The sequence below is a fragment of the Nocardia sp. NPDC005825 genome (genome assembly GCF_040630175.1).
Classification (GTDB): Bacteria; Actinomycetota; Actinomycetes; order Mycobacteriales; family Mycobacteriaceae; genus Nocardia.
The window spans coordinates 326,811-349,339 of sequence record NZ_JBEXXC010000009.1; the positions used below are offsets into that span (position 1 = coordinate 326,811).

Genomic DNA, 22,529 nt, shown 5'->3' on the forward strand with positions numbered 1-22,529 from the left:
GAGAATTATCCCGCCCAGAACACCATGACGTCTTTGTTGGCGGCCTCCGCTGCGCGCATCCACTTGATGCGTGATTCGAGATCTTCGCGCACGTCGACACGCAACCTGGCACGCATCGCCGGATCCGAACTTTCCCACCGCTCAAGCTGGTCGGCACACAGCTGCTTGCCCCAACTGCCACCATTGGCCCCGTCGGGTTCGGGCAGGCCATGGCGTGACGCGAAGCTGTAGAGCAGATCGATCCTGCCCTCGTCATCCATCCCCAACTTCCCGAAAGCCTTGTCGAGCCTCTCTTGGAAGGAGTGGTGGAAGTCCTGTTCATCGATGTCCTCGCCGAAATACGCACAGATTCGCTCGCAGGCGTCCAAGTAGGCGTATCCGCAGTCCTCGGTATACGGCCCGCCGTTGATGACAGCACGCAACGCGCTCTTGGCATCGAGCGCCACGTCTCCACACCCACACACGCGCTCGCCGTCCTCCTCGGACTCATGCCAGCGTTCTGTGATCGCCTCGAACAGTGACTGATCCTTCGAACCGATGGCGGACTCGACGGTAGCGCGGTCGACCAAATACACGGTCATGATGGAACTCATGGCGGCATCCTAAAACGACCCACTGACAAGGCAACTCGGCCCGATTGGTGTAGGTAACCCATCCGCGCACAGCAGTGACTTCCGCTCATCGGCGTGAGCGCGCACAGCCGACAGCCGTACGGCACTCTGCCCGTTGATCTTCGGTTGCCCCGCGCTGGCCGGTTCGGTCAGCGCGGTATGCGGCATGGGCGGATACTCGACGTTCCCCGCCGAGCTGTGTTGTGTATGAGTTGACACGTGAAAGCAGATATCGATGGGGCAGCCCGCATTGCCCGCATCGCAAGCGAATTCCGCTGGACGTGGACCGATCGGGACGTGGCTCGCTTCTGTGAAGCCACACAGTGGAGCATCGTGGACGGAGCGCGGGGTAGCGGCCCCACCCTTCAGACCAACCTCGACATTCATCATCCTCGGTGTCACGTTGTCTTCACCAGGCGGTTCATGGACCGGCAGGGCGGAGGTGGCGGAGGAATCGACGAGATAGAAATCTACGTCGCCGATTCCGGACAGGCGAACCCCACGAAAGCCCAGTCCACGGCGCTTCACCATCAACTCCGGGACCGTCTGGTCAAGGAGTTGGGGCCGGTATCCGAGTACGTCTTCGGAGAGAATCTGGACTACGACTACTGGCGACTCCCCAAAGTGGTCATCACTGTTGCCGCGTACGACGGTTTCGTCCAGTTGGACCTGGTCAACCCGAGATATCAGCGGGACCTGGACGAAGAGGGCGCTCGCGACTTCATGTACGACGAGGACGAAGAGGAAGACGACGACTAGGTTCAGCGGGCTGCGAGGTTCCTGAAGGGTCCGCTCGACACACGGCATTCGGCATGTGCGGATGGTTGAGATGTCATGTGGCAGAGGCTATGTAGGCCGCGAGTATGTAGTTCGGGTGCCGGTCGAGGTTGGTGCGGGCGCGGTCGTAGCGCATGGTGGTGCGTGGATCGGCGTGGCGCGCGGCGATCTGGACATCGCGCAGATCTACGCCCGCTCTTCGTGCCTTTGCCGACGGTACGCAGCACGCGGTGCCCGTGTTCTTCGCCGAGATCGTCGATGTCGCAGCGGCACGCTTCGCTGATCCGCAACCCGAGCAGGCCCAGCATGGCGACCAGCGCGAAGTCCGGCGGGTTGTCCGAGTCCCGGGCCGCGCACAGCAGGGCTTCGAACTGCAGGTGCGAAAGCCCCAGTGTCGGTGACTCGTTCGACACGCGTGGCCGTCGCACGTAGTCCGCGGGCGACCTGTCGAGGACGCCGCCGATGACGCAGGTGCAGTAGAAGCCCGCCAGGACGGCCAAGCGGCGGGCGACGGTGGCGGGTTTGAAGCGGCGCACTTCCTGCATCCACCGCAGATCGGATTTGGTGTGGATCCGCGAGACTACGGAGAAGCGGGCGAAGTAGGCGAGAGCGGCCAGCCGGAGTACGAGGTCGTCACCAGCCTGACGTTCCTCACTGGTCAATCGGCCTGACCCAGATCGGTCCCCATCAGTGCCATTTATCGTCGCGACTCAACAGTGGGTGAACGGCTCGATGAACTCCGGATGCCATGAGATCACCTCCAGCACCAGCCGAAAGGGGCTTCGCCTGCCAGCTGTCTTCGCGGGCGCATCAGTGTGAGGCTGACGGCGGAGGCCCAGGTCCAGGTGACCGCTCCACCGAGAAGCAACCACCGGAAGTCGCCGGTCGTGGCTGCCATGCCGGCCGCGGTCAGGTCCGCGGCGACGGCGACGATGCAGTACGCCGCCCACGCGTGCTGGCCGCGGCTGAGGAACCTTCGAGCGAAGACGATGCTTGCTGCGTCCAGGGCGAGCCCGGAGACGAGGGCCGCTGTGTTGTGCACCTGCCCCTGCCACGACGGCGCCACCGCCCCGGCGCCGGTGGGGAAGCCGGCAACAGGGTCGGTGACGAAAGCGCCGGCTGCGACGAGGGCGAGGCCGTAGATGCCCAGCAGGAGAGGGCCCCAGGTCCGTGCGTGGCCGACGTCGAGCGCTCGCCGGGCACCGAGGGCGCCTGTCGCGGCGAGCAGCCCGGTGACGATGAAGTTCGTGGTCTGGATCCAGCCGAGGTCGCCGAGACTGAGGGCACTGAGCGGCTGGCGAGACGGGTCGAACCCGACGCGGTTCGCCTCCTGGAGCAGGACGGTTGTCAGGAACAGCGGGCCGGCGACAGCACCGCAGCCGAGCATGAACCGGACGAGACTCGAACGGTTCGAGCGGTCTTGGTCGGGCGGTGCAGGAAGGGTCGTGCGGCTGGTTGCGGTAGTGGACATGGTGATCACTCCGTCGTGCTGGTCTGCCAGGAGAGGTGCTGATGCTCAGCGGGCGATCCTGTGCATCGTCGAGGTGTAGCCGCCGCCGGGAAAGGTCCACTGGCCGACCGCGGTGTTCTCGTCGACGAAGGTGCCCTTGTAGTAGGACGAAGAACCGGGCTCGCCGCCCCAGATGGTCAGGACGTCTTCGTCCATTTCGTATACGTAGTCGAGTGTGTTGCCCCGGGTGTCGTATGCGCGCGAGCGGACCTCGGGGCTCGGCGGCTCACCGAAGGGCTGGAGGTGGCCGATGACCTCGAGTGCCTTCACATCGCTGCCGAACAAGTGCATGTCGACATGTTGGAGGAGGAAGAAGCCGCCTTCCATCCACTCGTACTTGACGGTGCCGGTGCTGTCGCCGGAGAGCTGCCAGGTGCCGATCAGACGGCCCAGCGACTGCATGGCCGGGCTGGGTGCCGGGGCCGGACTGGTGTCGTTCATCGTGGTTTCCTCTCGTCTCGGATGATGCCTCCTACGGTAGAAAGAACGAGTGGGTGAGATATCTCAGAAATCCGCAGGCTCGCCCGACCGCAACAGGGTCTTGCTGCAGGGCGGGCTGCTGGAGCCGGATATGTTCGACCGCTACTTCTCCGTTCGAGCGTTCGAGCCCGCCGCCGACATGGCAGCGTGCGTGTCGCACTACTGGGTCATGCGATGGCGGCTGCCCTACGACGTGAGCTATCGACCGGTCGAGGTGCTCCCCACGCCGATGGTGCACGCCTTCGTCACCGCAGAGGGCGCTTTCGTACACGGGATCACCGACGGCGCCCTCAGCTATGACACGGCTGGTGTCGGTGCCATGGCCGGCATCGCGTTCAAGCCCGGCGGTTTCGCGCCGTACTGGGGTAAACCCATGAGACAGCTGCGCGGCGGTCACATCGACCTGAGCACTGTGTTCCCGGACGTCGGCACGCGTCTGTACAGCGAGCTCCTGCATGAGCCCGAGGAGCAGATTGCGGATGCCCTGGACGGACTCCTGCGCTCCAGGCCGGTCCAGCCTTCCCTCCAGCACCTACAGCTCATCGCGGACGCCGTCGATGCCATCATGCGAGAGGACGGCCCCACCACCGTGAGAGCCCTTGCCGCAGAGCTTTTCCGCAGCGAACGCAGCCTCCAGGCGACCTTCGCCGAGCATGTCGGCGTCGGCCCCAAATGGCTCCTGAAACGCCAACGGCTACTGAAGGCGATCGGCACGACCGCCGGCACAGCACGTCCGGATTGGGCCGACCTGGCCGCCGATACCGGCTACAGCAGCCAGACGCACCTCCTGAACGACTTCAAGCACGTCGTCGGAGTCACACCCACCGTCTATCTCCGGCACCTACGCCGACAGTAGCCACAAGTCACTTACACCGAGGTACCGCCGTCCGCCATTGTCGCCTGACAAAGTCTGCTCGCATGTACATCTCGGCGCCACGAGATTGAGCCATCGCATCTCCGCCATCGGCGCTCACATAGCGTTCCGCACACCGCACGCCTCCAGATCAACGCCTGGCGTAACTTTTCGTTCCGTTGCGCTTCTTCGGGCGACTGGAGATCTGATGCTGGACGGGATTCCAGATGCTCGGCCGTTCGAGACGACGTTCGCGCTGAACGACGCGCACATGATCGCAACCCAAATCTTCCAAGCCGTCTGGATCGCGATTGGACGATTCCGAAGCGTGCGTTCTCAGCTCACGCAATTCTCGGCATGAGCGCGCTGGAAGCGCTGCCGGCCAACTAATTTGGACGGCCGACCAATGCCCGGGTCGCGGCAATACAGGATGTTCGAAGTACAGGCATGGAGCCGGTGCTTCGTGGGTGCCGGTCAGAGGGTGGCGGAGAACGAGATACCCTCGTCTGACCACGATTTCGGGCTGCGCTTCGATGCGCTGGCTGGCAGCATGTCGGGATGCCGGACTTGCAGTGGGGTGACGTCGAGGAGCTGTTCGACCCCGACACGATGGGTTCCCTACCGGATGTGTACGTCCGGGAGGCATCGGTCGAGGATTGGCAGGCGGTGTTCGATCTGATTCGGACGCAGGGGTGGGCGTGGGAGTACTACGAGGGTGACCGCAAGCGAGAGTTGCCCGCTGCCGTGCACGTGCTGTCCCGCCCGGACGATGCCGACTGCGTCACACTGCGGGTCTGGCCAGTCTCGAACGTGCGGATGATCTTTCGGCCTTGGCCTGGCGAGATCGATTTCGATGTCGACCTTCGCGAGTTGCAGGGCCAGGCCGGGGTGGACATTCTGTGCGATGTGCTGTGCGCGATCGGGCGGCGGCTGCGTAAACCTGTGCTCATGTGCTCAGAGTTCGACTCCTTCGACTCTCGATTCCCGGTACTGGGGTTCGACCCCGCCGCCGACCGTGTGGTGCTGCTGGCCGGCCGAATCTAGGCCCCCAGCGGGCGCAGGCGTGTGGTCCGGGATCTCGTTCACCACGAGGTGAACATCTACGCAATGCGTCAGAACCCTGTGACGCTCTTGGAGTCCTTACAACCGATCGATCAGCGGCAATAGCGGGCGTTCGCACTTGTAGCCATCTCTGAGACAGACTCTCACCCATGCGCTTTTCTGGCAGCCTCCCGTTCCGCGGCTGGATACTGTGGCTCACGCCGGATCAAGGCGGCCGTTCGTCAGGACCACCGCTCACGCCACCCGACCATGACTATGCGGCCACCGCCTTCGTACCTCCCCATAATCCGGCGGAAGGGCTGGCGTCGTTCGTCCTCCAAGTCGAGGACCGATCAGCATGGCGCTCACCTGCGGGCGCGGCATGGTTGATAGTCGAGAACACCGGCGCATACACGATCCAGGTCGGCTCGGTAGTTGTCATCACCGAAGGGCTGAAGATTGTTGGCTACTTCCACGTCGATGAACTGATCGAGGACTAACACCATGACTGGCAATATCTTCCAGGGGCGACAGATACAGATACTCGATGTCGACGATCTCAGTGTGGATCAGCGAGCCTTCGAGTTCACTGACCCGGCCATACCCGCGCCCGGCTCCCACTTCGCCGTTGTAGTCCCAGACGACGGAACATGGAACGATGCGGTGGTGCGCATCAGCCCGGCAGTAAATGAGGTTCCTGTCGATCTGCTGCTATGGGCGATCGCAAAGGCCAAAGAGGGCACCCGGTTGTAGCGGACTATCAGAAGTCCTGATTACCTCGCTGATCCCAGGGACCACCTGTTGCCAGGCCAAACCGCAATGACGCTGAGGGCGATGGGCTATTTTCGGCCTGTCCGCTCTTCGGCATTATGGTGCGTTCGGCCGGCCTTGGATCGGCACGGCCAGTTGATCTTCCGATGCCCCACGTTGGCCGGTTCGGTCAGCGCGGTATGCGGCAAAATAGTGCGTTCGAATCTGAGGCAGGCATCGAGCTGGCCGGTGTCGGTGGTCATCGCTATGGTGCGCGCACACGTTATGTGAGACAACGGAATAGGCCCCCGACATGGCAAGGCTTAGCTGTCGACACCGTGATCATTCCGCCGTACCGTTCGAGGCTCGGCAATGTTGAGGGGCGGGACGAAACCATGGGTAGGGCAACGCAGTTCGGGCGGCTCATCACTGACGGTGTGAAGTCAGCGCTCGGACTCCGGGGTGGTCGGCTGGAGGCGGAGGTCGGTCCCGATCCGATCGCGCTCCCAGGCGGTTCGACGGTGCGACTCGGTAGGTGGGATGTACGGTACTTCTCCGCCGGGGAGTCCATGGACGTGGCCGAACCGATCCACGGCTGCTACGAGCGGTATGCCCAGGAATTGTTCGCCGACCATCCGAGGGTGCGTCGGATCCTGATACGCCCCCGTCCCGACGGGCCGCTTCTCGCTTACTACTTGCACTGGGACACCGGTATCGATCTGACGGCCCTGGATGAACTGGTAACGGCAGGCAGGGCGAGCGAGGCTGATTTCGTCGGGGCAGTGGTGGGGCACGAATCTCATTTCGTACACTCCGCCTGCGGTGCGCAGCTTCGGGTACTCACCCTGTGTAGCCACGCCCACGTCCTCTACGACCTCGAAACATGGCGCGCTCATTCGGTTCACAGAACCTGTCCAGTATGCCGGAACGCACTTTTCGGCGCCGTGGTCGAGTTCATCGATATCGCTGTCGAGCAGGTTGAGGATGAGGAAAAGTGGCGGTCCGAGATGCTACACCGAATTGCGCATGCGATTCGGATCCGAATGCCGCAAGTGCAGACCGAGATCGATGCAGGAATGGTTGTCGACCATGAGTCGCTGAGCAGCTATGCCAGCGGCGCGCTGAAAGAATTTCGGCTGTCGCTCGAGCTCAACATCAATCAGCCCGAGAATCAGATGGGACGCCAGGCTGCATTCGAGAGGGGGATGGAGATCCTGGTCGGCGTGCAGGTCAGAGTTGCGGCGGGCGAGATGTTCTCGGATGCGGAGGCTGCTGAGTTTCGCCGGGATGTTGTCGCCGCGATCGCGGCCAATACCAGGGGACTCTGGCCATATGTCGTTGAATCATTGTATGCGGCAATCGGTTCCATCGATGACGGGTGGGGTCCGGCCTGCCTGAGCAGGTCCGCCCTACAGTTGCTCCGCGACGACTATCCTGGCGCAGACGAGCTGTTCGACGCCGATCCGGAGATGGTCGAGGTCTTCGCGGAGGCAAGCGACATGCTTCGTGAACGCGCACCGGAGGTCGAGCCGTTGCTCGACTTCGAGATTCCGCAGGGCCTGCCCGACGGCCATTGGTGGTGGCTTCTGCCGAGTCAGCTGCGCCAGCAGACCGGTCGATAGTCGACCCGCGCTGGCTGGCTCGATCGGCGGCAGTTCCGGACGTTCTCCGAGGGACCTACAGCCTCACGCGGCTCGTGGCCTTGCTCGACTACGGCGCCGAAGCCGTCCGCCTCAGCCTCTCCGCCCTCCCCGCTCGTTGGCATGGCCGACGTAATCGAAGTTGTCACGCCGATCGGCACGACGCGAATCACGAAGCGCAAGCCTTGGGCGACGGCTGCCTGTCGGCCGCGAAAGCTACAGTCCCACCGTGGTTGAAATCGCTGTACTGCAGACACTTCCGGCACCCGACCAACTGCGGCACAGGTCCCGCGTACTGGCGCTGCTGGACTGCGTCCTGGGCGGCATGGCACACACGCATCCGACCAGGACGTACCGCTACGTCGAGGACTGGCGCCCTGGGGAATCGCTGGCCTCGATGGACAACGGCGCCGGTGACGAGTACTCCATCGTGTTCAGCAACGCAGGTGTATACGTCCGCGGGTTCGATCACCATTCCGAGCTGAACACCCACGGCCAGAGCGAATCCGGTGAGCTGTGGTCTGGGCTGACCGACGGGCTCCCCGCGCCCTTTCGCCCCTATGTCACCGAGGCGGCCTTCCGGCTCGACGAGGAACCGACGATGACCGCTTGTCTCTGGCGACTCTCCACCGACAGCGACTGGCAGACAAGCCAGACCGTTCACTATGACGATGAGGATTTGAACGGCGACGGCTCGGATTGGCTGTTCGACCAGCTCATCGACTGGTCCGCGGAGGCGAAAGCCGACCACTACCTCCGCTATTTCGATCTGCCGACTGCCCCTGATCATGGTGCACTGCAAGCGATCATGGACGGCGCACCGATCACGACTGATCTCGTCTATCGGTTGAATCCGGGCATCGACCTCGCCATCGTCGCTGAAGAGGCGGCGATTACCGGGATTCAGGTCGACTACTGACGGTCACCGCGGTTCCGGTCGATCATGATGTCGTAGAAGCGATATAGCCTGTCGCGGTGTGATCCCGCTACGGCTGACTCGCTGCAGAGTTGTTTCCAACTAAGGGATTTCATGTCATTCGATATCGAGCGGACAGCCGCCGAGCGGGCCGTCCTTCGACTACTCGCCCCCGGTACCGAGCTGTCCGACGACAGCCCCGACGGACTGGCAGACCTGCTGTGGGTCAACGACATCCTGACCTTCGTGCTCCTGGACGACTGTCACGGCGCGATCCTGGACCATATTCGTGCGCTGTCGAGCTATCCGCGCGATATGGATTGGAGCTGGTACCGCGACTACGTCAGCGAGCTTCCGTTCCTGGACCATTCGGATGGCATAGATCGGCTCCTCGAACTTATCGGCGAGCATTGCCAGCGGGCAGGCATGGTCATGGTGAGCCTCGATACTCGTGCCGACAATCACGCTGTCGGGTTCGTCGATGCCGAGTACTGGCAGCGCAACGCTGATTTGGTGGCCCAAGCCGCACCGCTGCTGTCGATCGTCTGTGAAGGCTCGCTGAGCAGATTAGGCGGTAATTCCGAGCATGGCCCGCACCAGCTGGCCGAGCTTCGGCGCCGCGCCGAGGAGCGGCGTCAGGCCATGACCGAGTGGGAACGGTTCGCCGAGAACATCGTCGCGCTGCTGGACGGCGGTCCCGTCGGCACGATGGCGGTGGTGCGTTGCAGTCGCGGAGGAATCCAGTTCACCGACGAACAGGGTGCCTTGATCGTGGAATCTCTCCGTGACGATGAAACACGCGACTCCCCGGAAATCGACGAGGCTCTGGCCGAGCACGGCTGGTCTCCACACGACGAATCCTGGGGCCCGGTGTGGGAATACCGCCTGCCAGCGCGCTATCCCCGGTACATCGACACGTACCGACAGTTCGCCGAACAGGTCGTGATCGGACTGCGTGCATCGAAGATCGACTCACCCACCGAGCTGACCGTCTACGGCTACAACTGCTACTCCCAGGCCGACGACCCGGACCTGTCAGTTCTGGGTATCCCGGTCACCTGATCGGAGCAACAGCGCGGAGTGACCCCGACCGTTGCGTTGGACCCGGCACAGTTCGTACTGGTCGACAGGAGCACCAGGCCGAGCGAGGAAAGTCGCGTCGCTCGAGGCCGGGTCGATGGCGATCTCGTACTCGGTGCTGTCCAGCGCATCGACCATCACCACGACCGTGCCATTCGCATCGGTGGCGACGATGTGGCCATCGATCATCTGAATCAAACCGTCCGCGAACTGCTGGATTCCGGCCCAATCGAAGATGGCCGCCCCAGCGTCGATCGCGGCCTGGAACTGTTCCCAGATTCAGCAGATCAGTGTGTTCGCCGGCGGGCGCCGCGGCCGTCCAGCGCCGGTCGAATTGACCGACGACATCCGCGCCCTCTTCCGCGCCCTTCCGGTTGATATCTTCGGAGCTGCCCGCCACCGTGTCGAACTGGAACAAAAGCATGCTGGAGCGTCCCGCTCACATCCCCGCCGCCCTCACCCGCGCCCCGCTCGACTTCCCGTGGAGCAACAAGATCAGCATGCGCCTCGACGATTTCGACGCCGTGCCACCGGATCTGGGCAGCGCGCTGGCGATGATCGGATACAAGGCCAGAATGGCACTCGGTCTGGCCTGTCTGGAGTGGGTGATCTGGCGCCTGTCGGGGTGGGCCGATGTGCGCGACGCGTTACATCGGGTCGAGGCCGCCTGGGCGACGCAGGTGTCCGTAACCTGCTCGCGCCCATTGGGTCTCGACAGCGTCCGCAACGACCTCGGCGTACCCGGCGACCCCGCGGGCCCGCTGCAAGAGGCGTTGATGCGTCTGGAAATGCTGGATCTGCTGTATCGCAAGGGCAAGCCGCAGTTGAGCACCAAGTCCGGCCACTGCGCACTGCTGGCCAGACACGTCCTCCCAGCCGACAGCGGCTTCGAAGCCTGGCTGGAGCGGGCGCTGACCGCACTGGCCGTGACCGATCCGTGCAGCCCCGACTTCGTACGCCGGGCACCAAGTTTCGATTACAGCGGCGAAGCCGCCATACCCCGCGCATGGTTCGCTACCCCGACCTTGCCCCGCGACCAGACCTCCACCACGGCGCAATGGAACGCCTTCTTCACCGCCGCCAACCCCGCGGACAACCCCTACCTCGTCCCCGGAGAGACCAGGATCAGCAGCCACTGAACGGCCCGGCGATTCCCTCAACGAACGTCGATACCCACCGACCCACCGTCGGAATAGTACTGGCGCACAAAGGAACCGGCGACGAGGGCGACGACCTTGCGGCAGGTCGCCGGCGAGAACCCCGGTCGGCGCAGCTTCGGCAGCGATGAAGCGGGAACGTTCCGACATCGGCGCGGTCGGCCCGTTCGGCAGCATGGGGCGGTGCGCATGGAGCGCTAGAAGCACTGCGCGGACAACACACCCCTGTCGGGCGGTAACAACACCGGGGCCCTGCCATCGATCAACACGATCAGCGGCATGAGCGTGCGTCTGCTGCGGTTCGTTGTGCGGCTTCGCCTGGACGTCCAGGGCAGCGCGACTGTCGGCCGGTTCAGGTATCTATTGTTCTGGCAGCGGGCTTTTGGCGAAGGGTATGGCGTGGACAAGCAGGGTTGGCTATCGGGCTCCGAACAGTACTACGACGATGGAACGATCGAATCGGTGCGGGAGGACATGCCGTCGGCGGCCCAGAGTTGCAGCGCGGAGAACCAGTTGCGGCTGTCGGCCGACTACGACGGTGCCGTGCGAATCGCAACGCTGGCTGCCGGATTCGACTGGACGTGGTACATCGAAAAGGATTTGCAGCGTTTCTGCGATGCCGCCGGGTGGTCGATCACGGGGTCCGCCGAATACGGTGACGACCTGCGTACCGATCTTCGTATCCAATCGCGATCAGCAAAAGTCGGGTTCGTGAAGCGAATGTTCGATGACATTTGGATCCCCGTCACCGACCGGCTCGATCAGTCGCTGCCGTGGGAACAGGTGCGGACAGCTCTCGTCGACACGTTCGGAGCGTTCGCTGATCGATTGATCGATGCTCTGGGCCCGCCAACCCGCCGCGAACCGGACGAAGACGGGACCTTGCTCTGGGACCGCCACCGTGTCTGGATCAGGCTCGAGGTCGGCGTGCGCGACATTCGTCTCCATCTCGTCAGTTGGGAGTGGCAGGCAACCGCCGACGCCGAGGCGAAATACCATGCAGGTGACTGGTGACAGTCGCGGTGGCCGAACGACCCAGGACTGACGACTGAGGTTGCCGAGCAGTACCGGCCGGAGCCAGCTGCCTCTTTTCCAAGGCCGACGACCGCCTGAGCCCGCAGGCAGTACCGCGCACCCAGAAGCACTGTCGGCCCATCCGTTTGGACGGGCGACCAACGCTCGGGTTGCGGCTATTACAGGGCAATTGGCCGCGACCAGCTTCTCGGACGAGTACGGCCGGCATCTATCGCGGCATCGTCGCCAATGCGCTGGCCGCAGTTCGTCAACACCGGTCATTCGTCGTAGAAGTCGTCGTCATCCGAGTAGAGCCAAGAGCTGGAAGCCCTGGCTGTCGAATTCGCGTCCATCACTATCTTTTTGAGGGCAGCCTCCACCGACTCCTGCCAGTAGTAGATTGCGCTTCCGATGTGACGTTTCAGGAGGGCGTCATAGTCAAGGTTGGCTGTCGAGCCACGCATCATCCACTGCCCGTCGTCGGTGGGCGTAAGCTCTCCGTGATTCGGCTCCAGCCCCTCCCGCTTCAAAAGCGCACGGACGGCGGGCAGTACGAGGTTGGCCTGCTCAGTGGTGAGCGGTTCCCAAACCCAGAACTCGAAACGAAAAAGCTTGTTCACGCGGCTGAACGCTAGCGAACGAGTCCGACAACCAGGTCAACGCGTCACCCAGAGATCAACGTCGCCTCGCGTGAATGTGCACTGGTCCACAACAGCCCCGAACCCGAGCCAGGACACCCTCATGTCAGGCGCTGATCGGCAGATCAGTGCTGCCTCATCGACTCCGACCCGTTGACCTTCCGATGCCCGCGGTGGCCGGTCCGAACGGCCTTGTAAGCGGCATTACAGGGTGTCTCGAGCTGAGGAGCTTGTTACTTCCCATCGTCAGCGGCGACGCTGGACGTCACCGGGTTCGGCAAAGGATTTCGAGGGTTCGGTCTGTCAGGTGATTCGAAGGCAAGAATCGTTCGTTCAGGAATCGCGCTAGCGGGCTCTGGCCGAGTTCGGAGAAACGCACGACGTGGTAACGACCGGTACGTTCGACGAGATCACTCAGCTGGTTCTCCAACGCAGTCCACTCGGGGGTTCCGACGTACCAGAGCGTTGTCGTGGTGGGATCGCCAGGTTCACATGGTTCGTACTCCAGCAACGGAATCTGTTCTTCGGTACCGGCCAGGTTGACGTTCGGCGTGACGCAGTAGTCCCACGCAGTGCGCAGGCTCCACACACGCGCACGCATCGGAGTCGCGATCGGATGGTTCTCCCCGAAGACATGGATACCCCACGGGGGAGCGACCTCCGACACATCAGGGACGAAGCGAATGTCGATGTGGTCGTTGAGATTCACGCTGTACACCCCGTGAAACAGCTCGCGTTCCTCCTCTGCGACGTCGACCTCCCCCCATTCGGGTGTCACGTAGACGCGAAAGTCCGCCTCGGGATAGCGTTTCAACGCTCTCAACCTTCCAACTGGGCGATGCCAGTATCTACCGGACACCTTCCGCGTTCTCGGTCAGGACGCGCCCAATAGGGATCCTCGAAGGCACTCAACTCGGCATGAGCGTACGTTCAGTGTCGCCGGGCTACCGGTCAGCTTGGGGTGGTGACTCGGCTATCGTCGTTTGCCACTCGTTCGCCCACTGCGTCAGCGGGGCGAGCCGCTCGACGAGTGCGTGCCCGGCGTTGGTCAGTCGGTAGCCCTCCTCATGTTCGATGAGGCGTGCCTCGACGAGCTCGGCCAGCCGGCGGGTCAGCACGCTGGAGGAGAGGTCGCCGCAGGCGGTGCGGAGTTCGCGGAAGGTGAGGGGGGTTGGGGCTCGGTCGAGTTCCCAGAGCACTCGCAGTATCCAGCGCCGTCCGATCAGGTCGAACAGGGCCATGATCGGGCGGCCGGTGGTGGATCCGCGCACGGGGATTCCGGGGCGCGGTGTTCCGGTCGGCATGATCACGCCTCCTGCGGTGCGGGTGAATCTTCCAGTCGCCGTGCCATTTCCGTGATGGCCGCGCGCAGGGCGCGGTACGGGCGCAGGAACAGTGTTATGTGGGTCAGGCGGCCGTCCTCGGCGAGCTTTTCCCGCAGCATCCCCTGAAGTTCCTGGTCGGCGAATCGGGCGGTGAAGGCGAATATGCTCTCCTGCCCGTCGGTCCATTGCCGGGTCTGGTGCACCGAGTCGAGCACCGCCGCGATCGTGGCCAGTAGGTGTGCGGCGCGGGCGCGGCCGTGGTAGTCGGCGACCGGACTCGAGAAGGTCGCCTCCTCGCTGAGCAGGTCCGGCAGTCGCGTGGAGTCTTTCGACTGCCACATCGACAGTATGAGACTGTCCGTCATGCCTCTATTTTAGAGGCACTCGGGCACCGATCGCCAGATCAGGCAGGGGTGCGGTTTCGGGTTGCCCGCAGGAGGCGGACCGGGCGCAGGGCCTGGGGTGGTTCGCCCTCGAACTCCTCGGATTCATCGAGGTATCCGGCGATGAGGTCCGTGGCGGAGTGGTCTTCGACGTCGGTGAAGCCGAGTGCGCGCAACTGGGCGGCGAGGTTGTCGGGAGTGAAATAGCTGAGCCAGGGCTCGCCGACAGCCGCAGCTCGGTGTTCGCGGGCGCGCAGCTTCGCGCGATCCTCCTCGGTGTCCGCGGCCTGCAGGTAGTCGAAGATCACCTCGACCGGCTCCGATTGACCGGCAATATATTCCAGGGTGGTCCGGGCGGCGTCGGGAGTCAGATAGAAGACCACACCGAGCCAGACGAACACGGCCGGCTCGGTCCGAACGAATCCGGCGGCTTCCAATCGCGTTGCCAGTGCGTCGGTTTCGAAATCGACCGGCACGAAAGTCAATCGGTCGGGCAGGTCGATGCCGGATTCGGTGAGGCGTTGGCGTTTCCACGCCTGGGTAGCGGGATGATCGACCTCGAACACGCGCAGGCTCGGGTGCGGGTTGCGGTAGGCGAAGGTGTCCAGGCCCGCGCCGAGAATCACGACCTGGCGCACCCCGGCGGCGACGGCCTCGGTCACACGATCCTCGGCGAAACGAGAACGCGCGGCAAAGAAGAGGCGGCGCGGTCGATCACTGACACCGAGCCGCAGAATTCCGGCCCCCGCATCCGTCCCCGGACGATCCTCCGCGGGCTGTCCGAATTCGGTGAGCTCATCCGCGCTGACACCCAGCAGTCGTGCCGCCAGTGGATCGGTGAGAATCCTTGGCCGGTCCGCAATTTGATGATAGGCACGGGCGTAGGCGGTCACGAGCGCCGTCCGGCTGGGTCTCTCGTCGTCCATACCCGAGAAACTACCGGCTGTGCCTCGATCGTTGCTCGGATCGGACCAGCGGCTGATCCGTGGTCAGCCGAGTTTCGCTCTGACCGGTGGATGCACGGGTATGCCGCGGGCGGTGAGGTCGGACGCGAAGCGGCGGACCAATGGGTCGCTGGGCGCGCCGAGGAGACACACAAGTTCTCGGGTCAGCCTGGGATCGAAGTGTTTCAGGTCAGCGGGTACGGCAGTGGCGAGGGCGGTGGTCGGGACCAAGGCGATGCCGAGTCCGGCCGCGGCGAGCTGTGCGGCGGTGGCGGCCTGGCGGGTCCGCATGATCGGGGTGAGGGTGACGCCGTGGCGGGCGGCTTCGGTGTCGAGCCAGCCGGCCAGACCGTTGTCGCGGTGGTAGTGCACGATCGGCTGGTCGCGCAGGTCTTCGAAGCTGAGCCGATCGTGGTGGGACAGTGGATGATCGGTGGGAAGGACGGCCACGATCTCCTCGAGGCCGATGAGCGCGGACGCCCCCGTCCAGCGCGTCGGCTGCGGTCCGACCGCGAGGTCGGCCCGCCCGGATTCGATGTGCTGGGCGAGCGCGTCGGCACTGGTGGCTTCGGCGACCACCACCTCGATATCCGGTGCGCGCCGCCGCCAGGCGCGCAGCACCGGGGCGAGCAGACTCACGGTCAGACTCTCAGCGCAGGCCAGACGCAGCCGTCCGGCTTCGCCGCGCGCCGCGGCGCGTCCAACACCGACCATGCGGGTGGCGGCGGCCAGGGCCGCGCGCGCGTCGGCCTCCACCGCCCGCCCGACGGTGGTCGCTCGCACCCCGCGCGGCAGGCGCTCCAGCAGCGGCGCCCCGATCTCGCGTTCCAGCGCCGCCAGCTGATGTGACAACGCCGGTTGTGACATGTGCAGTGCTGCCGCGGCTTCGGTGATCGACCCGGCATCCAGGACCGCGACCAGGCATTCCACTGCCCGCAAAGTTGGCATTCGCAAATTCTATGGCAAGCATCGAATACATTCAGGTCGCGAAGGGATGATCCGTCCGCGGCACAGTGCTGAAGCGAGCATGACAACACTGCAGAACAAGAAAATGGTCGTGGTCGGCGCCGGATCGGGTATCGGCAGGCGCATCGCCGCGGACGCGACAGCGCAAGGCGCACAGGTTATTTCGGTCGGCCGTCCGGAACTCGACCTCACCGACGAAGCGACGATCCGCGCCTTCGCCGAGCGCGTCGGCGAACTGGACTATCTGGTGTCACTCGCCGCCGACCATGCCAACGGCCCGGTGACCGAGCTGGACCATGACGCCGTCCACCGCGCCTTCGATGCCAAGGTGATCGGTCCGATCCTGCTCGCCAAACACCTCGCTCCGCACTTTCGGCCCGACGGTGCGATCCTGCTGTTCTCCGGTGTCGCGGCGTGGCGCCCGGCGCCCGGGCGGGTAGTGATGGCCGCGACCAACGCGGCCGCCGCGGCAGCCGCCGCAGCTCTCGCAGTCGAACTCGCGCCGTTGCGTGTCAACGCCCTGGCTCCCGGCATCGTCGACTCGGGCATCTGGGACGGACCCGGTAAGGACTCGTTCCTCACCGCCATCGCCGAACGCAACCCCGCCCGCCGGGTCGGTACCCCGGCGGACATCTCCGCCGCGGCACTGCTCGCACTCACCAACCCGTTCATCACCGGGACAACTCTGCACGTCGACGGCGGTGGCCGTCTGGCGTGACGCATCCGGTCGGTCCGCGACACGGTGGGTGACGTCGCGGACCACGCCGACAACTCAGCCCGCCGCCGTCAACGCCCTCCACGCCTTTCTGGAACGTGAGCGGACCTGCGGTGCGGCGTATTCGATTCGCCGCCGCGCCTCGGACGCACTGATCCGTAGCAGATCACTCAATAGCTCCGCCGTGTCGCGGTACCCGGTATCGGCGGCGAGACCACGCCGCTCGGCCTCGGCGACGGCCGCGACCATGGCCGCGCCGAGCCGACGCCGGTGCCGTTCGGTCTCGACGAGGGTGCGCAGCAAATCGACATCAGCCAGGTCCGACCATCCCCGTGCCGGAGCGCCCTGGGCCAGTGCAGTCGAAGGTGTCTTCACCTGACCGAGAATACCCCACGTTCGAACATGTGTTCTATCTTTGGCCGAGCAAGGTGTGTTCGCGCGCCGCCTGACGACCAGCTCCATGAAGCCGAGCCGATCAGAGCGAATCGGGCACCTCGAAGACCTGTTCCTGGGGCGGTCCGGCCAACAGCTCGGCCCCCGCCGCGAACGCCTCCTGCAGATGCGGGCTGTTCAGATGTGCTTCGAAAGCTGCACGGCTGTCCCAGGTTTCGATGACGACCCAGCTGCCGGATCGGGTCGGGTGCTGATAGGGCTGGTAACCGAGGCATCCGGGTTCGGCCAGTGACGGCTCGATCAGCGACAGTGCCTGCGCGCGCACCAGGTCTTCCTTGCCGGGGCGAGCTTGCAACGTGGATATGGCGGTGAGAGTCATGGGCCTGGTCAACCCTTCACACTCGAAATCTCTTCCCGGGCAGGTGTGGATTCGTGAGCAACCGGCCCTGCGCCCTGGCCGAAGTGTGCGATATTCAGCGGCGGGAAAGGAAGTCAGGAAGGGGCCGAGGCTGGATATCAGGCGAGATTGAATCGAGCGCGAAGGCGACAACTTCATGACGATCTCCACCGCAGTATCTGGATCACGGCGGAGCAGAACACCCGCGACCGGCCAGCCCGAGGATGCGGTAGTCGGTCACGCCGACTCACCCCCCGCTACCGGCGCGGATGGTGAGCGCCTGCGCGAGTGCGCGGAGTTCTTCGCCCACCCCGAACTGGCGCACCTGCCCTCCGACCGGGTCAAGACCGCATTGCGCGAGTTCCGGCGTACCGGCACCTACCGGCACACCGTGGACGAACTCCGCGTCGGCGCCCGGCTGGCGTGGCGCAACCATGAGCGCTGCGTCGGTCGAAAGCACTGGCGCGCACTGGAAGTCCTCGATGCGCGCAGCGCACGCACCGCGGCCGATATCGCGCAGGCGTGCTGGCAGCATCTGCGCCGTGCCACCAATGGCGGCGCGGTCCGCTGCTTCATCACCGTCGGGCCGCCCGCCGATCCCGAGGGACGGGCATTCCGAATTCTCAACTCCCAGCTCATCAGATACGCGGGTTATCGAGTTCCCGGCGGCCTGCTCGGTGATCCCGCGAATGTCGAACTCACCGATCTCGCGATGGCCAGAGGATGGCGGCCTCGCAACCAGGGACGATTCGATGTGCTCCCGCTGCTGATCCAGTCGCCCGATGGGCAGGTGCACTTGTTCCCGGTGCCCGCGGATCTCATCCTCGAGGTTCCGCTGACGCATCCCGACCACGCCTGGTTCGGCGATCTCGGTTTGCAGTGGCCCGCGGTGCCCGCGGTGTCGAACATGGACCTGGAGATCGGCGGCATCAGCTATCCGTGCGCGCCGTTCAACGGCTGGTACGTCTCCTCGGAGATCGGCCGCAACCTCGGCGATGCCGACCGCTACGACATGCTCCCGACGATCGCCGAGCACGCGCGAATGGACTGCTCGAACGAGCGGACGCTGTGGCGCGACCGCGCGCTGGTCGAGCTCAGTCGTGCAATCCTGCACAGCTACAAGCAGTCTCGCGTCCACTTGGTCGACCACCACACGGTCGCCAAGCAGTTCATCGATCACGTCGAGCGCGAAGCGGACGCGGGCCGCGCATGTCCGGCTGATTGGAGCTGGATCAACCCGCCGCTGTCGGCGAGTCTGACCCCGACCTTCCACCGGTACTACGACCCGCCAGACCCCCTGCTGCGGCCGGCCTTCGTGCGGCGAGCGCCACTGGAGGCGAATGCAGCGGGGTCCCCATGCCCCTTCGCATCGGTCGAATCGGCAGTGACGGCCGACCAGCCGGATGAGGATCCGAAGCGTTCGTGGGTGCGGAAGCTGGTGTCGCTACGACACTGAAGCCGGCGCAGACCTCGTTCGCGCAGCGAGGTCTGCGCTCATCGCGGGCCCGCCGGCCGCACTCCATTCGAGGTCTGCGCACTTTCAGGCGAATAGCTCCTCGTGCAGATCCGGCCGGTCCCGCTCCTCCGCGAACTCCAGTGCGCGCCCGTACAAAAGGTCCACGAAGTACGCGTAGGGCGCGTCGTCTGCTTCGACGGCCATCATGAACAGCAACACCAGCAGATCGTTCGAGGACTCCTGCGACCAACGGAAGCCGATCGCCGGGCCGAACCCATCGAAGATCGGCTCCCCGTTGCCCGGCGAGTTGAACCAAACGCCCTCGACTCGCCGCACCATCCACTCACCGACGTAGGTGATGAATTGCTCCGCGAGATAACTGTTTTCGGCTATGTACCGCCCGTTCTCGTCGAGCACAGCCGCATCGATCAGTGAAACGACCCAGTCGTACGCACGAGCGCTGAACCGGTCATCCAATGACGGGCGGCCATCGCTGCCCCGCACCGCTTCCAGCCTCGGCAACGTCTCGTCGAACAGTGCCTCGATCCGCGCCTCGATCGCAGCCCGGTCGCTCCACGCGAGCCACGCCGCGGACTGCTGCGCCTCACCGTCGAAAAACCCGGGATCCAGATCCGTATCGGCCGGAGTTGCCCGCCTCGCCTCGCTCGCCACATTCCCTCACATGCATGCCGTTGATGGTGAGTCGGACGATAGCCGATCTCGTTCTGCCACAACGATCGAGCCACGGTGCAGTATCGCCTACCGTCGCTGTCTCGGCCGGATCCGAATCTCGGGCGGAGATTCCCATTTCACTCTTGGCGGTGAGGCTGACGCTGTCGGGGGCTCCAAGGCTGTAGAACTGGACTAGCAACCTTTCAGTAATCGACGTCAGTATGCGCCGACGGCGGGCTCGACCCGCAGGCGATTGCCGAGACGAGGAGAGCGCTGTGCCGGATTCGAAACCCAACATCTTGGTCATCTGGGGTGATGACATTGGAATCAGCAATATCAGCTGCTACAGCGATGGCTTGATGGGATACCGGACACCCAACATCGACCGGCTTGCGGCCGAGGGCATGCGGTTCACCGATTCCTACGGGGAGCAGAGCTGCACCGCCGGCCGGGCCGCGTTCATCACCGGCCAGAGCGTGTATCGCACCGGGATGAGCAAGGTCGGCGCGCCGGGCGCGAATGTCGGCCTGCAGGCGGAGGATCCGACAATCGCCGAACTACTCAAGCCGCTGGGGTACGCCACCGGCCAGTTCGGCAAGAACCACCTCGGCGACCTCAACAAGTACCTGCCGACCGTGCACGGATTCGACGAGTTCTACGGCAACCTGTACCACCTCAACGCCGAGGAGGAGCCCGAGCTCCCCGACTACCCGGACCTGAAGGAATTCCCCCGGCTGCACCAGATGGCGATCCCGCGCGGCGTGATCCACTCGTGGGCGACCGAGGAGGACTCCGGGGAGGTCGACGAGCGTTACGGCCCGTGGGGCAAGCAGCGCATCGAGGACACCGGTCCGCTGACCAAGCTGCGGATGGAGACGATCGACGACGACATCACCGCGCACACAAAGGATTTCATCGGCCGCCAGCATGCGGCCGGCACCCCGTTCTTCGTGTGGATGAACACCACCCACATGCATCTGCGCACCCACACCAAGCCGGAGAGCCTCGGGCAGGCCGGGCGCTGGCAATCCCCGTACCACGACACCATGATCGACCACGACCGCAATGTCGGTGACGTGCTCGACTACCTCGACGAACTCGGCATCGCCGAGGACACCATCGTCATCTACAGCACCGACAACGGGCCGCACGCCAACACCTGGCCCGACGCCGCCACCACACCGTTCCGCAGTGAGAAGGACACCAACTGGGAAGGTGGCTTCCGCGTACCCGAGGTGATCCGCTGGCCCGGGCACATCCCGGCCGGTGTGGTGTCCAATGAGATCGTGCAGCACCATGATTGGCTGCCGACCTTCCTGGCCGCGGCCGGTGACCCCGACATCGTCGAGAAGCTCAAGAAGGGCTACGCCGCCGGGGACAAGAACTTCCGGGTACACATCGACGGCTACAACCTGCTGCCGTATCTGACCGGCGAGGCGGACACCTCCCCGCGCAAGGGCCTGGTCTACTTCTCCGACGACTGCGACGTGCTCGCCGTCCGGTTCGACAACTGGAAAGTCGTGTTCATGGAGCAACGGATGCAGGGCACCCTGGGTGTCTGGGGCGAACCGTTCACTCCGCTGCGGTTGCCGAAGCTGTTCAACCTGCGCACCGACCCGTACGAACGTGCCGACATCACCTCGAACACGTATTGGGACTGGTTCCTCGATCACGACTACATCACCATGTACGCCAGCGCGATCGTCACCCAGTTCCTCGAGACGTTCAAGGAGTTCCCGCCGCGGCAGGAGGCGGCGTCGTTCACCGTCGACCAGGCGGTGCGGAAGCTGCACGAGTACCTGAGTGAGCGCAGGCCCTCCATCACCGAGGCCTGAGCCCGAGAAAGAGGAAATCGTTGAAAACGCTGTGCCTCACTGAGGTGAAAGTTGTTCCCACGCAAACCTTCACCATGGGGTCCGACGACCACTACCCAGAAGAGGCACCCGCGCACCGGGTCGGCCTCGATGCGTTCGGCATCGAGACCGCCCCGGTGAGCAATGCCCAGTTCGCGCGGTTCGTTCGGGAAACCGGCTACCGCACGGTCGCCGAGCGGCCCTTGAACCCGGCAGAGTTCCCGGATGCGCCCGCCGAGAATATCCAGCCGGGATCGATGGTCTTCACCCCGACCCCGGGCCCGGTCGACCTACGCCACCTCAACCAGTGGTGGACATGGGTGCCGGGCGCGCACTGGAAACGCCCCGAAGGTCCGGGCTCGTCGCTGGCCGACCGCCCGGACCATCCGGTGGTGCACATCGCGTTCGAGGACGCGCAGGCCTACGCGGAGTGGGCGGGGCGTGCCCTGCCCACCGAAGCGCAGTGGGAGGCCGCCGCTCGTGGTGGGCTCGAGCACACCGAGTTCACCTGGGGCGCGGACCCGGAATCGGAGACCGCGCTGGCCAACTACTGGCACGGTGAGTTCCCCTGGCGGGCGCGGCCCGGCTACGGCCGCACCAGCCCGGTCGGCTCCTTCCCGGCCAACGGCTACGGCCTGCACGACATGGCCGGCAACGTCTGGGAGTGGACCACCGACTGGTACGCCGAAGGCCATCGCGACACCGGGTCCGGGTGCTGCGCACCGCGCAACCCGCGCGGCGTCGCGCGGGCCGAGAGTCTCGATGCGCGCCAACCTCAATTCGCGGTGCCTCGCAAGGTGATCAAAGGCGGCTCGTTCTTGTGCGCCGACAGCTACTGCCGACGCTACCGCCCCGCCGCACGTCGACCGCAGATGATCGACACCGGCATGAGCCACATCGGCTTCCGCTGTGTCACAACGACCGAATGATCCTGACCCACCGGCCCGACAACCAGGGG

The 22,529-nt window shown here is 64.6% G+C and carries 29 protein-coding genes; 14 read left to right on the top strand and 15 right to left on the bottom strand.

Annotation, left to right across the window (positions count from 1 at the left end; translation table 11 throughout):
• Nucleotides 1–5 precede the first annotated feature (5 nt).
• Nucleotides 6–593, bottom strand: coding sequence for a hypothetical protein (locus ABZ382_RS25075; RefSeq protein WP_357093215.1), 588 nt, complete (start codon nucleotides 591–593; stop codon nucleotides 6–8).
• A 237-nt stretch (nucleotides 594–830) separates the two neighbouring features.
• Between ABZ382_RS25075 and ABZ382_RS25080 the strand changes: the two genes are divergently transcribed.
• Nucleotides 831–1,370, top strand: coding sequence for a DUF6301 family protein (locus ABZ382_RS25080; protein WP_357093219.1), 540 nt, complete (start codon nucleotides 831–833; stop codon nucleotides 1,368–1,370).
• Nucleotides 1,371–1,372: 2 nt separating this feature from the next.
• Here the strand turns inward: ABZ382_RS25080 and ABZ382_RS25085 are convergent, their stop codons facing one another.
• From ABZ382_RS25085 to ABZ382_RS25095, 3 genes are all read right to left on the bottom strand, one after another.
• Nucleotides 1,373–2,050 (bottom strand): hypothetical protein, encoded by a 678-nt coding sequence (locus tag ABZ382_RS25085; protein WP_357093221.1) that lies wholly within the window; start codon nucleotides 2,048–2,050, stop codon nucleotides 1,373–1,375.
• 92 nt (nucleotides 2,051–2,142) lie between these two features.
• Nucleotides 2,143–2,859 (bottom strand): DUF998 domain-containing protein, encoded by a 717-nt coding sequence (locus ABZ382_RS25090; protein ID WP_357093224.1) that lies wholly within the window; start codon nucleotides 2,857–2,859, stop codon nucleotides 2,143–2,145.
• Nucleotides 2,860–2,904: 45 nt separating this feature from the next.
• Nucleotides 2,905–3,339 carry a hypothetical protein gene (locus ABZ382_RS25095; RefSeq protein WP_357093226.1) on the bottom strand — a complete coding sequence of 145 codons (435 nt, stop codon included), beginning with the start codon at nucleotides 3,337–3,339 and terminating at the stop codon, nucleotides 2,905–2,907.
• 49 nt (nucleotides 3,340–3,388) lie between these two features.
• Between ABZ382_RS25095 and ABZ382_RS25100 the strand changes: the two genes are divergently transcribed.
• The 4 genes from ABZ382_RS25100 to ABZ382_RS25115 all read left to right on the top strand — a co-directional run bounded on the left by ABZ382_RS25100 (nucleotide 3,389) and on the right by ABZ382_RS25115 (nucleotide 6,025).
• Nucleotides 3,389–4,234 (top strand): AraC family transcriptional regulator, encoded by an 846-nt coding sequence (locus tag ABZ382_RS25100; protein ID WP_357093229.1) that lies wholly within the window; start codon nucleotides 3,389–3,391, stop codon nucleotides 4,232–4,234.
• A 555-nt stretch (nucleotides 4,235–4,789) separates the two neighbouring features.
• Nucleotides 4,790–5,275, top strand: a complete 486-nt coding sequence (locus ABZ382_RS25105) for a hypothetical protein (RefSeq protein WP_357093232.1) — start codon at nucleotides 4,790–4,792, stop codon at nucleotides 5,273–5,275.
• 167 nt (nucleotides 5,276–5,442) lie between these two features.
• Nucleotides 5,443–5,772: a hypothetical protein gene (locus ABZ382_RS25110; protein ID WP_357093235.1), complete on the top strand. Its 330-nt coding sequence runs from the start codon at nucleotides 5,443–5,445 to the stop codon at nucleotides 5,770–5,772.
• A 4-nt stretch (nucleotides 5,773–5,776) separates the two neighbouring features.
• Nucleotides 5,777–6,025 (top strand): hypothetical protein, encoded by a 249-nt coding sequence (locus ABZ382_RS25115; protein ID WP_040814762.1) that lies wholly within the window; start codon nucleotides 5,777–5,779, stop codon nucleotides 6,023–6,025.
• 86 nt (nucleotides 6,026–6,111) lie between these two features.
• Here the strand turns inward: ABZ382_RS25115 and ABZ382_RS25120 are convergent, their stop codons facing one another.
• Nucleotides 6,112–6,285, bottom strand: a complete 174-nt coding sequence (locus ABZ382_RS25120; protein ID WP_357093239.1) for a hypothetical protein — start codon at nucleotides 6,283–6,285, stop codon at nucleotides 6,112–6,114.
• A gap of 312 nt (nucleotides 6,286–6,597) precedes the next feature.
• Here ABZ382_RS25120 and ABZ382_RS25125 point away from each other — a divergent pair, with 312 nt between their 5' ends.
• From ABZ382_RS25125 to ABZ382_RS25135, 3 genes are all read left to right on the top strand, one after another.
• A complete protein-coding gene (locus ABZ382_RS25125) occupies nucleotides 6,598–7,644 on the top strand; it encodes a hypothetical protein (protein ID WP_357093242.1) in 1,047 nt (348 codons plus the stop codon).
• Between the two features lie 247 nt (nucleotides 7,645–7,891).
• Nucleotides 7,892–8,581, top strand: coding sequence for a hypothetical protein (locus ABZ382_RS25130; protein ID WP_357093245.1), 690 nt, complete (start codon nucleotides 7,892–7,894; stop codon nucleotides 8,579–8,581).
• Between the two features lie 111 nt (nucleotides 8,582–8,692).
• Complete coding sequence (locus ABZ382_RS25135; protein ID WP_357093248.1) at nucleotides 8,693–9,640, top strand: hypothetical protein; 948 nt, start codon at nucleotides 8,693–8,695, stop codon at nucleotides 9,638–9,640.
• Here the strand turns inward: ABZ382_RS25135 and ABZ382_RS25140 are convergent.
• Entirely contained in the window at nucleotides 9,614–9,856 is a 243-nt protein-coding gene (locus ABZ382_RS25140; RefSeq protein WP_357093251.1) for a hypothetical protein, read from the bottom strand. The two genes, ABZ382_RS25135 and ABZ382_RS25140, sit on opposite strands and share 27 nt — an antisense overlap.
• 224 nt (nucleotides 9,857–10,080) lie before the next feature.
• Here ABZ382_RS25140 and ABZ382_RS25145 point away from each other — a divergent pair, with 224 nt between their 5' ends.
• Both ABZ382_RS25145 and ABZ382_RS25150 read left to right on the top strand, forming a co-directional pair.
• Nucleotides 10,081–10,797 (top strand): hypothetical protein, encoded by a 717-nt coding sequence (locus ABZ382_RS25145; protein ID WP_357093253.1) that lies wholly within the window; start codon nucleotides 10,081–10,083, stop codon nucleotides 10,795–10,797.
• A 297-nt stretch (nucleotides 10,798–11,094) separates the two neighbouring features.
• Nucleotides 11,095–11,829: a DUF6301 family protein gene (locus ABZ382_RS25150; RefSeq protein ID WP_357093256.1), complete on the top strand. Its 735-nt coding sequence runs from the start codon at nucleotides 11,095–11,097 to the stop codon at nucleotides 11,827–11,829.
• Between the two features lie 278 nt (nucleotides 11,830–12,107).
• Here the strand turns inward: ABZ382_RS25150 and ABZ382_RS25155 are convergent, their stop codons facing one another.
• The 6 genes from ABZ382_RS25155 to ABZ382_RS25180 form a co-directional block, all read right to left on the bottom strand.
• Complete coding sequence (locus ABZ382_RS25155) at nucleotides 12,108–12,449, bottom strand: hypothetical protein (RefSeq protein WP_357093259.1); 342 nt, start codon at nucleotides 12,447–12,449, stop codon at nucleotides 12,108–12,110.
• A 283-nt stretch (nucleotides 12,450–12,732) separates the two neighbouring features.
• Nucleotides 12,733–13,281, bottom strand: coding sequence for a hypothetical protein (locus ABZ382_RS25160; protein WP_357093262.1), 549 nt, complete (start codon nucleotides 13,279–13,281; stop codon nucleotides 12,733–12,735).
• Nucleotides 13,282–13,411: 130 nt separating this feature from the next.
• Nucleotides 13,412–13,771 carry a helix-turn-helix domain-containing protein gene (locus ABZ382_RS25165; RefSeq protein ID WP_357093265.1) on the bottom strand — a complete coding sequence of 120 codons (360 nt, stop codon included), beginning with the start codon at nucleotides 13,769–13,771 and terminating at the stop codon, nucleotides 13,412–13,414.
• Nucleotides 13,772–13,773: 2 nt separating this feature from the next.
• Complete coding sequence (locus tag ABZ382_RS25170) at nucleotides 13,774–14,157, bottom strand: nuclear transport factor 2 family protein (RefSeq protein ID WP_357093268.1); 384 nt, start codon at nucleotides 14,155–14,157, stop codon at nucleotides 13,774–13,776.
• Nucleotides 14,158–14,195: 38 nt separating this feature from the next.
• Entirely contained in the window at nucleotides 14,196–15,101 is a 906-nt protein-coding gene (locus tag ABZ382_RS25175; RefSeq protein ID WP_357093271.1) for a class I SAM-dependent methyltransferase, read from the bottom strand.
• 63 nt (nucleotides 15,102–15,164) lie between these two features.
• Nucleotides 15,165–16,067, bottom strand: a complete 903-nt coding sequence (locus ABZ382_RS25180; protein WP_357093274.1) for a LysR family transcriptional regulator — start codon at nucleotides 16,065–16,067, stop codon at nucleotides 15,165–15,167.
• Nucleotides 16,068–16,146: 79 nt separating this feature from the next.
• On the opposite strand from ABZ382_RS25180, the gene ABZ382_RS25185 reads away from it, so the two are divergent.
• Nucleotides 16,147–16,803 carry an SDR family oxidoreductase gene (locus ABZ382_RS25185; RefSeq protein WP_357093276.1) on the top strand — a complete coding sequence of 219 codons (657 nt, stop codon included), beginning with the start codon at nucleotides 16,147–16,149 and terminating at the stop codon, nucleotides 16,801–16,803.
• Between the two features lie 54 nt (nucleotides 16,804–16,857).
• On the opposite strand, the gene ABZ382_RS25190 is transcribed toward ABZ382_RS25185, so the two are convergent.
• Together ABZ382_RS25190 and ABZ382_RS25195 are read right to left on the bottom strand one after the other, a co-directional pair.
• A complete protein-coding gene (locus ABZ382_RS25190) occupies nucleotides 16,858–17,175 on the bottom strand; it encodes a DUF222 domain-containing protein (RefSeq protein WP_357093279.1) in 318 nt (105 codons plus the stop codon).
• A 100-nt stretch (nucleotides 17,176–17,275) separates the two neighbouring features.
• On the bottom strand, nucleotides 17,276–17,572 hold the full coding sequence (locus ABZ382_RS25195; RefSeq protein ID WP_357093282.1) for a putative quinol monooxygenase: 297 nt from the start codon (nucleotides 17,570–17,572) through the stop codon (nucleotides 17,276–17,278).
• Between the two features lie 175 nt (nucleotides 17,573–17,747).
• Here ABZ382_RS25195 and ABZ382_RS25200 point away from each other — a divergent pair, with 175 nt between their 5' ends.
• A complete protein-coding gene (locus ABZ382_RS25200) occupies nucleotides 17,748–19,046 on the top strand; it encodes a nitric oxide synthase oxygenase (RefSeq protein ID WP_357093285.1) in 1,299 nt (432 codons plus the stop codon).
• 84 nt (nucleotides 19,047–19,130) lie between these two features.
• Here the strand turns inward: ABZ382_RS25200 and ABZ382_RS25205 are convergent, their stop codons facing one another.
• Complete coding sequence (locus ABZ382_RS25205; protein WP_357093288.1) at nucleotides 19,131–19,718, bottom strand: hypothetical protein; 588 nt, start codon at nucleotides 19,716–19,718, stop codon at nucleotides 19,131–19,133.
• A 275-nt stretch (nucleotides 19,719–19,993) separates the two neighbouring features.
• Here ABZ382_RS25205 and ABZ382_RS25210 point away from each other — a divergent pair, with 275 nt between their 5' ends.
• Nucleotides 19,994–21,553 carry an arylsulfatase gene (locus ABZ382_RS25210; protein WP_357093291.1) on the top strand — a complete coding sequence of 520 codons (1,560 nt, stop codon included), beginning with the start codon at nucleotides 19,994–19,996 and terminating at the stop codon, nucleotides 21,551–21,553.
• Nucleotides 21,554–21,573: 20 nt separating this feature from the next.
• Nucleotides 21,574–22,500, top strand: coding sequence for a formylglycine-generating enzyme family protein (locus ABZ382_RS25215; RefSeq protein WP_357093294.1), 927 nt, complete (start codon nucleotides 21,574–21,576; stop codon nucleotides 22,498–22,500).
• Nucleotides 22,501–22,529: the final 29 nt, after the last annotated feature.

Bases quoted from the DNA above. Each gene is read 5' to 3' on its own strand.
- ABZ382_RS25075 (WP_357093215.1), bottom strand. From the start codon at position 593: ATGAGTTCCATCATGACCGTGTATTTGGTCGACCGCGCTACCGTCGAG.
- ABZ382_RS25090 (WP_357093224.1), bottom strand. From the start codon at position 2,859: ATGTCCACTACCGCAACCAGCCGCACGACCCTTCCTGCACCGCCCGAC.
- ABZ382_RS25095 (WP_357093226.1), bottom strand. From the start codon at position 3,339: ATGAACGACACCAGTCCGGCCCCGGCACCCAGCCCGGCCATGCAGTCG.
- ABZ382_RS25105 (WP_357093232.1), top strand. From the start codon at position 4,790: ATGCCGGACTTGCAGTGGGGTGACGTCGAGGAGCTGTTCGACCCCGAC.
- ABZ382_RS25110 (WP_357093235.1), top strand. From the start codon at position 5,443: ATGCGCTTTTCTGGCAGCCTCCCGTTCCGCGGCTGGATACTGTGGCTC.
- ABZ382_RS25115 (WP_040814762.1), top strand. From the start codon at position 5,777: ATGACTGGCAATATCTTCCAGGGGCGACAGATACAGATACTCGATGTC.
- ABZ382_RS25120 (WP_357093239.1), bottom strand. From the start codon at position 6,285: ATGACCACCGACACCGGCCAGCTCGATGCCTGCCTCAGATTCGAACGC.
- ABZ382_RS25135 (WP_357093248.1), top strand. From the start codon at position 8,693: ATGTCATTCGATATCGAGCGGACAGCCGCCGAGCGGGCCGTCCTTCGA.
- ABZ382_RS25145 (WP_357093253.1), top strand. From the start codon at position 10,081: ATGCTGGAGCGTCCCGCTCACATCCCCGCCGCCCTCACCCGCGCCCCG.
- ABZ382_RS25150 (WP_357093256.1), top strand. From the start codon at position 11,095: ATGAGCGTGCGTCTGCTGCGGTTCGTTGTGCGGCTTCGCCTGGACGTC.
- ABZ382_RS25165 (WP_357093265.1), bottom strand. From the start codon at position 13,771: ATGCCGACCGGAACACCGCGCCCCGGAATCCCCGTGCGCGGATCCACC.
- ABZ382_RS25170 (WP_357093268.1), bottom strand. From the start codon at position 14,157: ATGACGGACAGTCTCATACTGTCGATGTGGCAGTCGAAAGACTCCACG.
- ABZ382_RS25175 (WP_357093271.1), bottom strand. From the start codon at position 15,101: ATGGACGACGAGAGACCCAGCCGGACGGCGCTCGTGACCGCCTACGCC.
- ABZ382_RS25180 (WP_357093274.1), bottom strand. From the start codon at position 16,067: ATGCCAACTTTGCGGGCAGTGGAATGCCTGGTCGCGGTCCTGGATGCC.
- ABZ382_RS25185 (WP_357093276.1), top strand. From the start codon at position 16,147: ATGACAACACTGCAGAACAAGAAAATGGTCGTGGTCGGCGCCGGATCG.
- ABZ382_RS25195 (WP_357093282.1), bottom strand. From the start codon at position 17,572: ATGACTCTCACCGCCATATCCACGTTGCAAGCTCGCCCCGGCAAGGAA.
- ABZ382_RS25200 (WP_357093285.1), top strand. From the start codon at position 17,748: ATGACGATCTCCACCGCAGTATCTGGATCACGGCGGAGCAGAACACCC.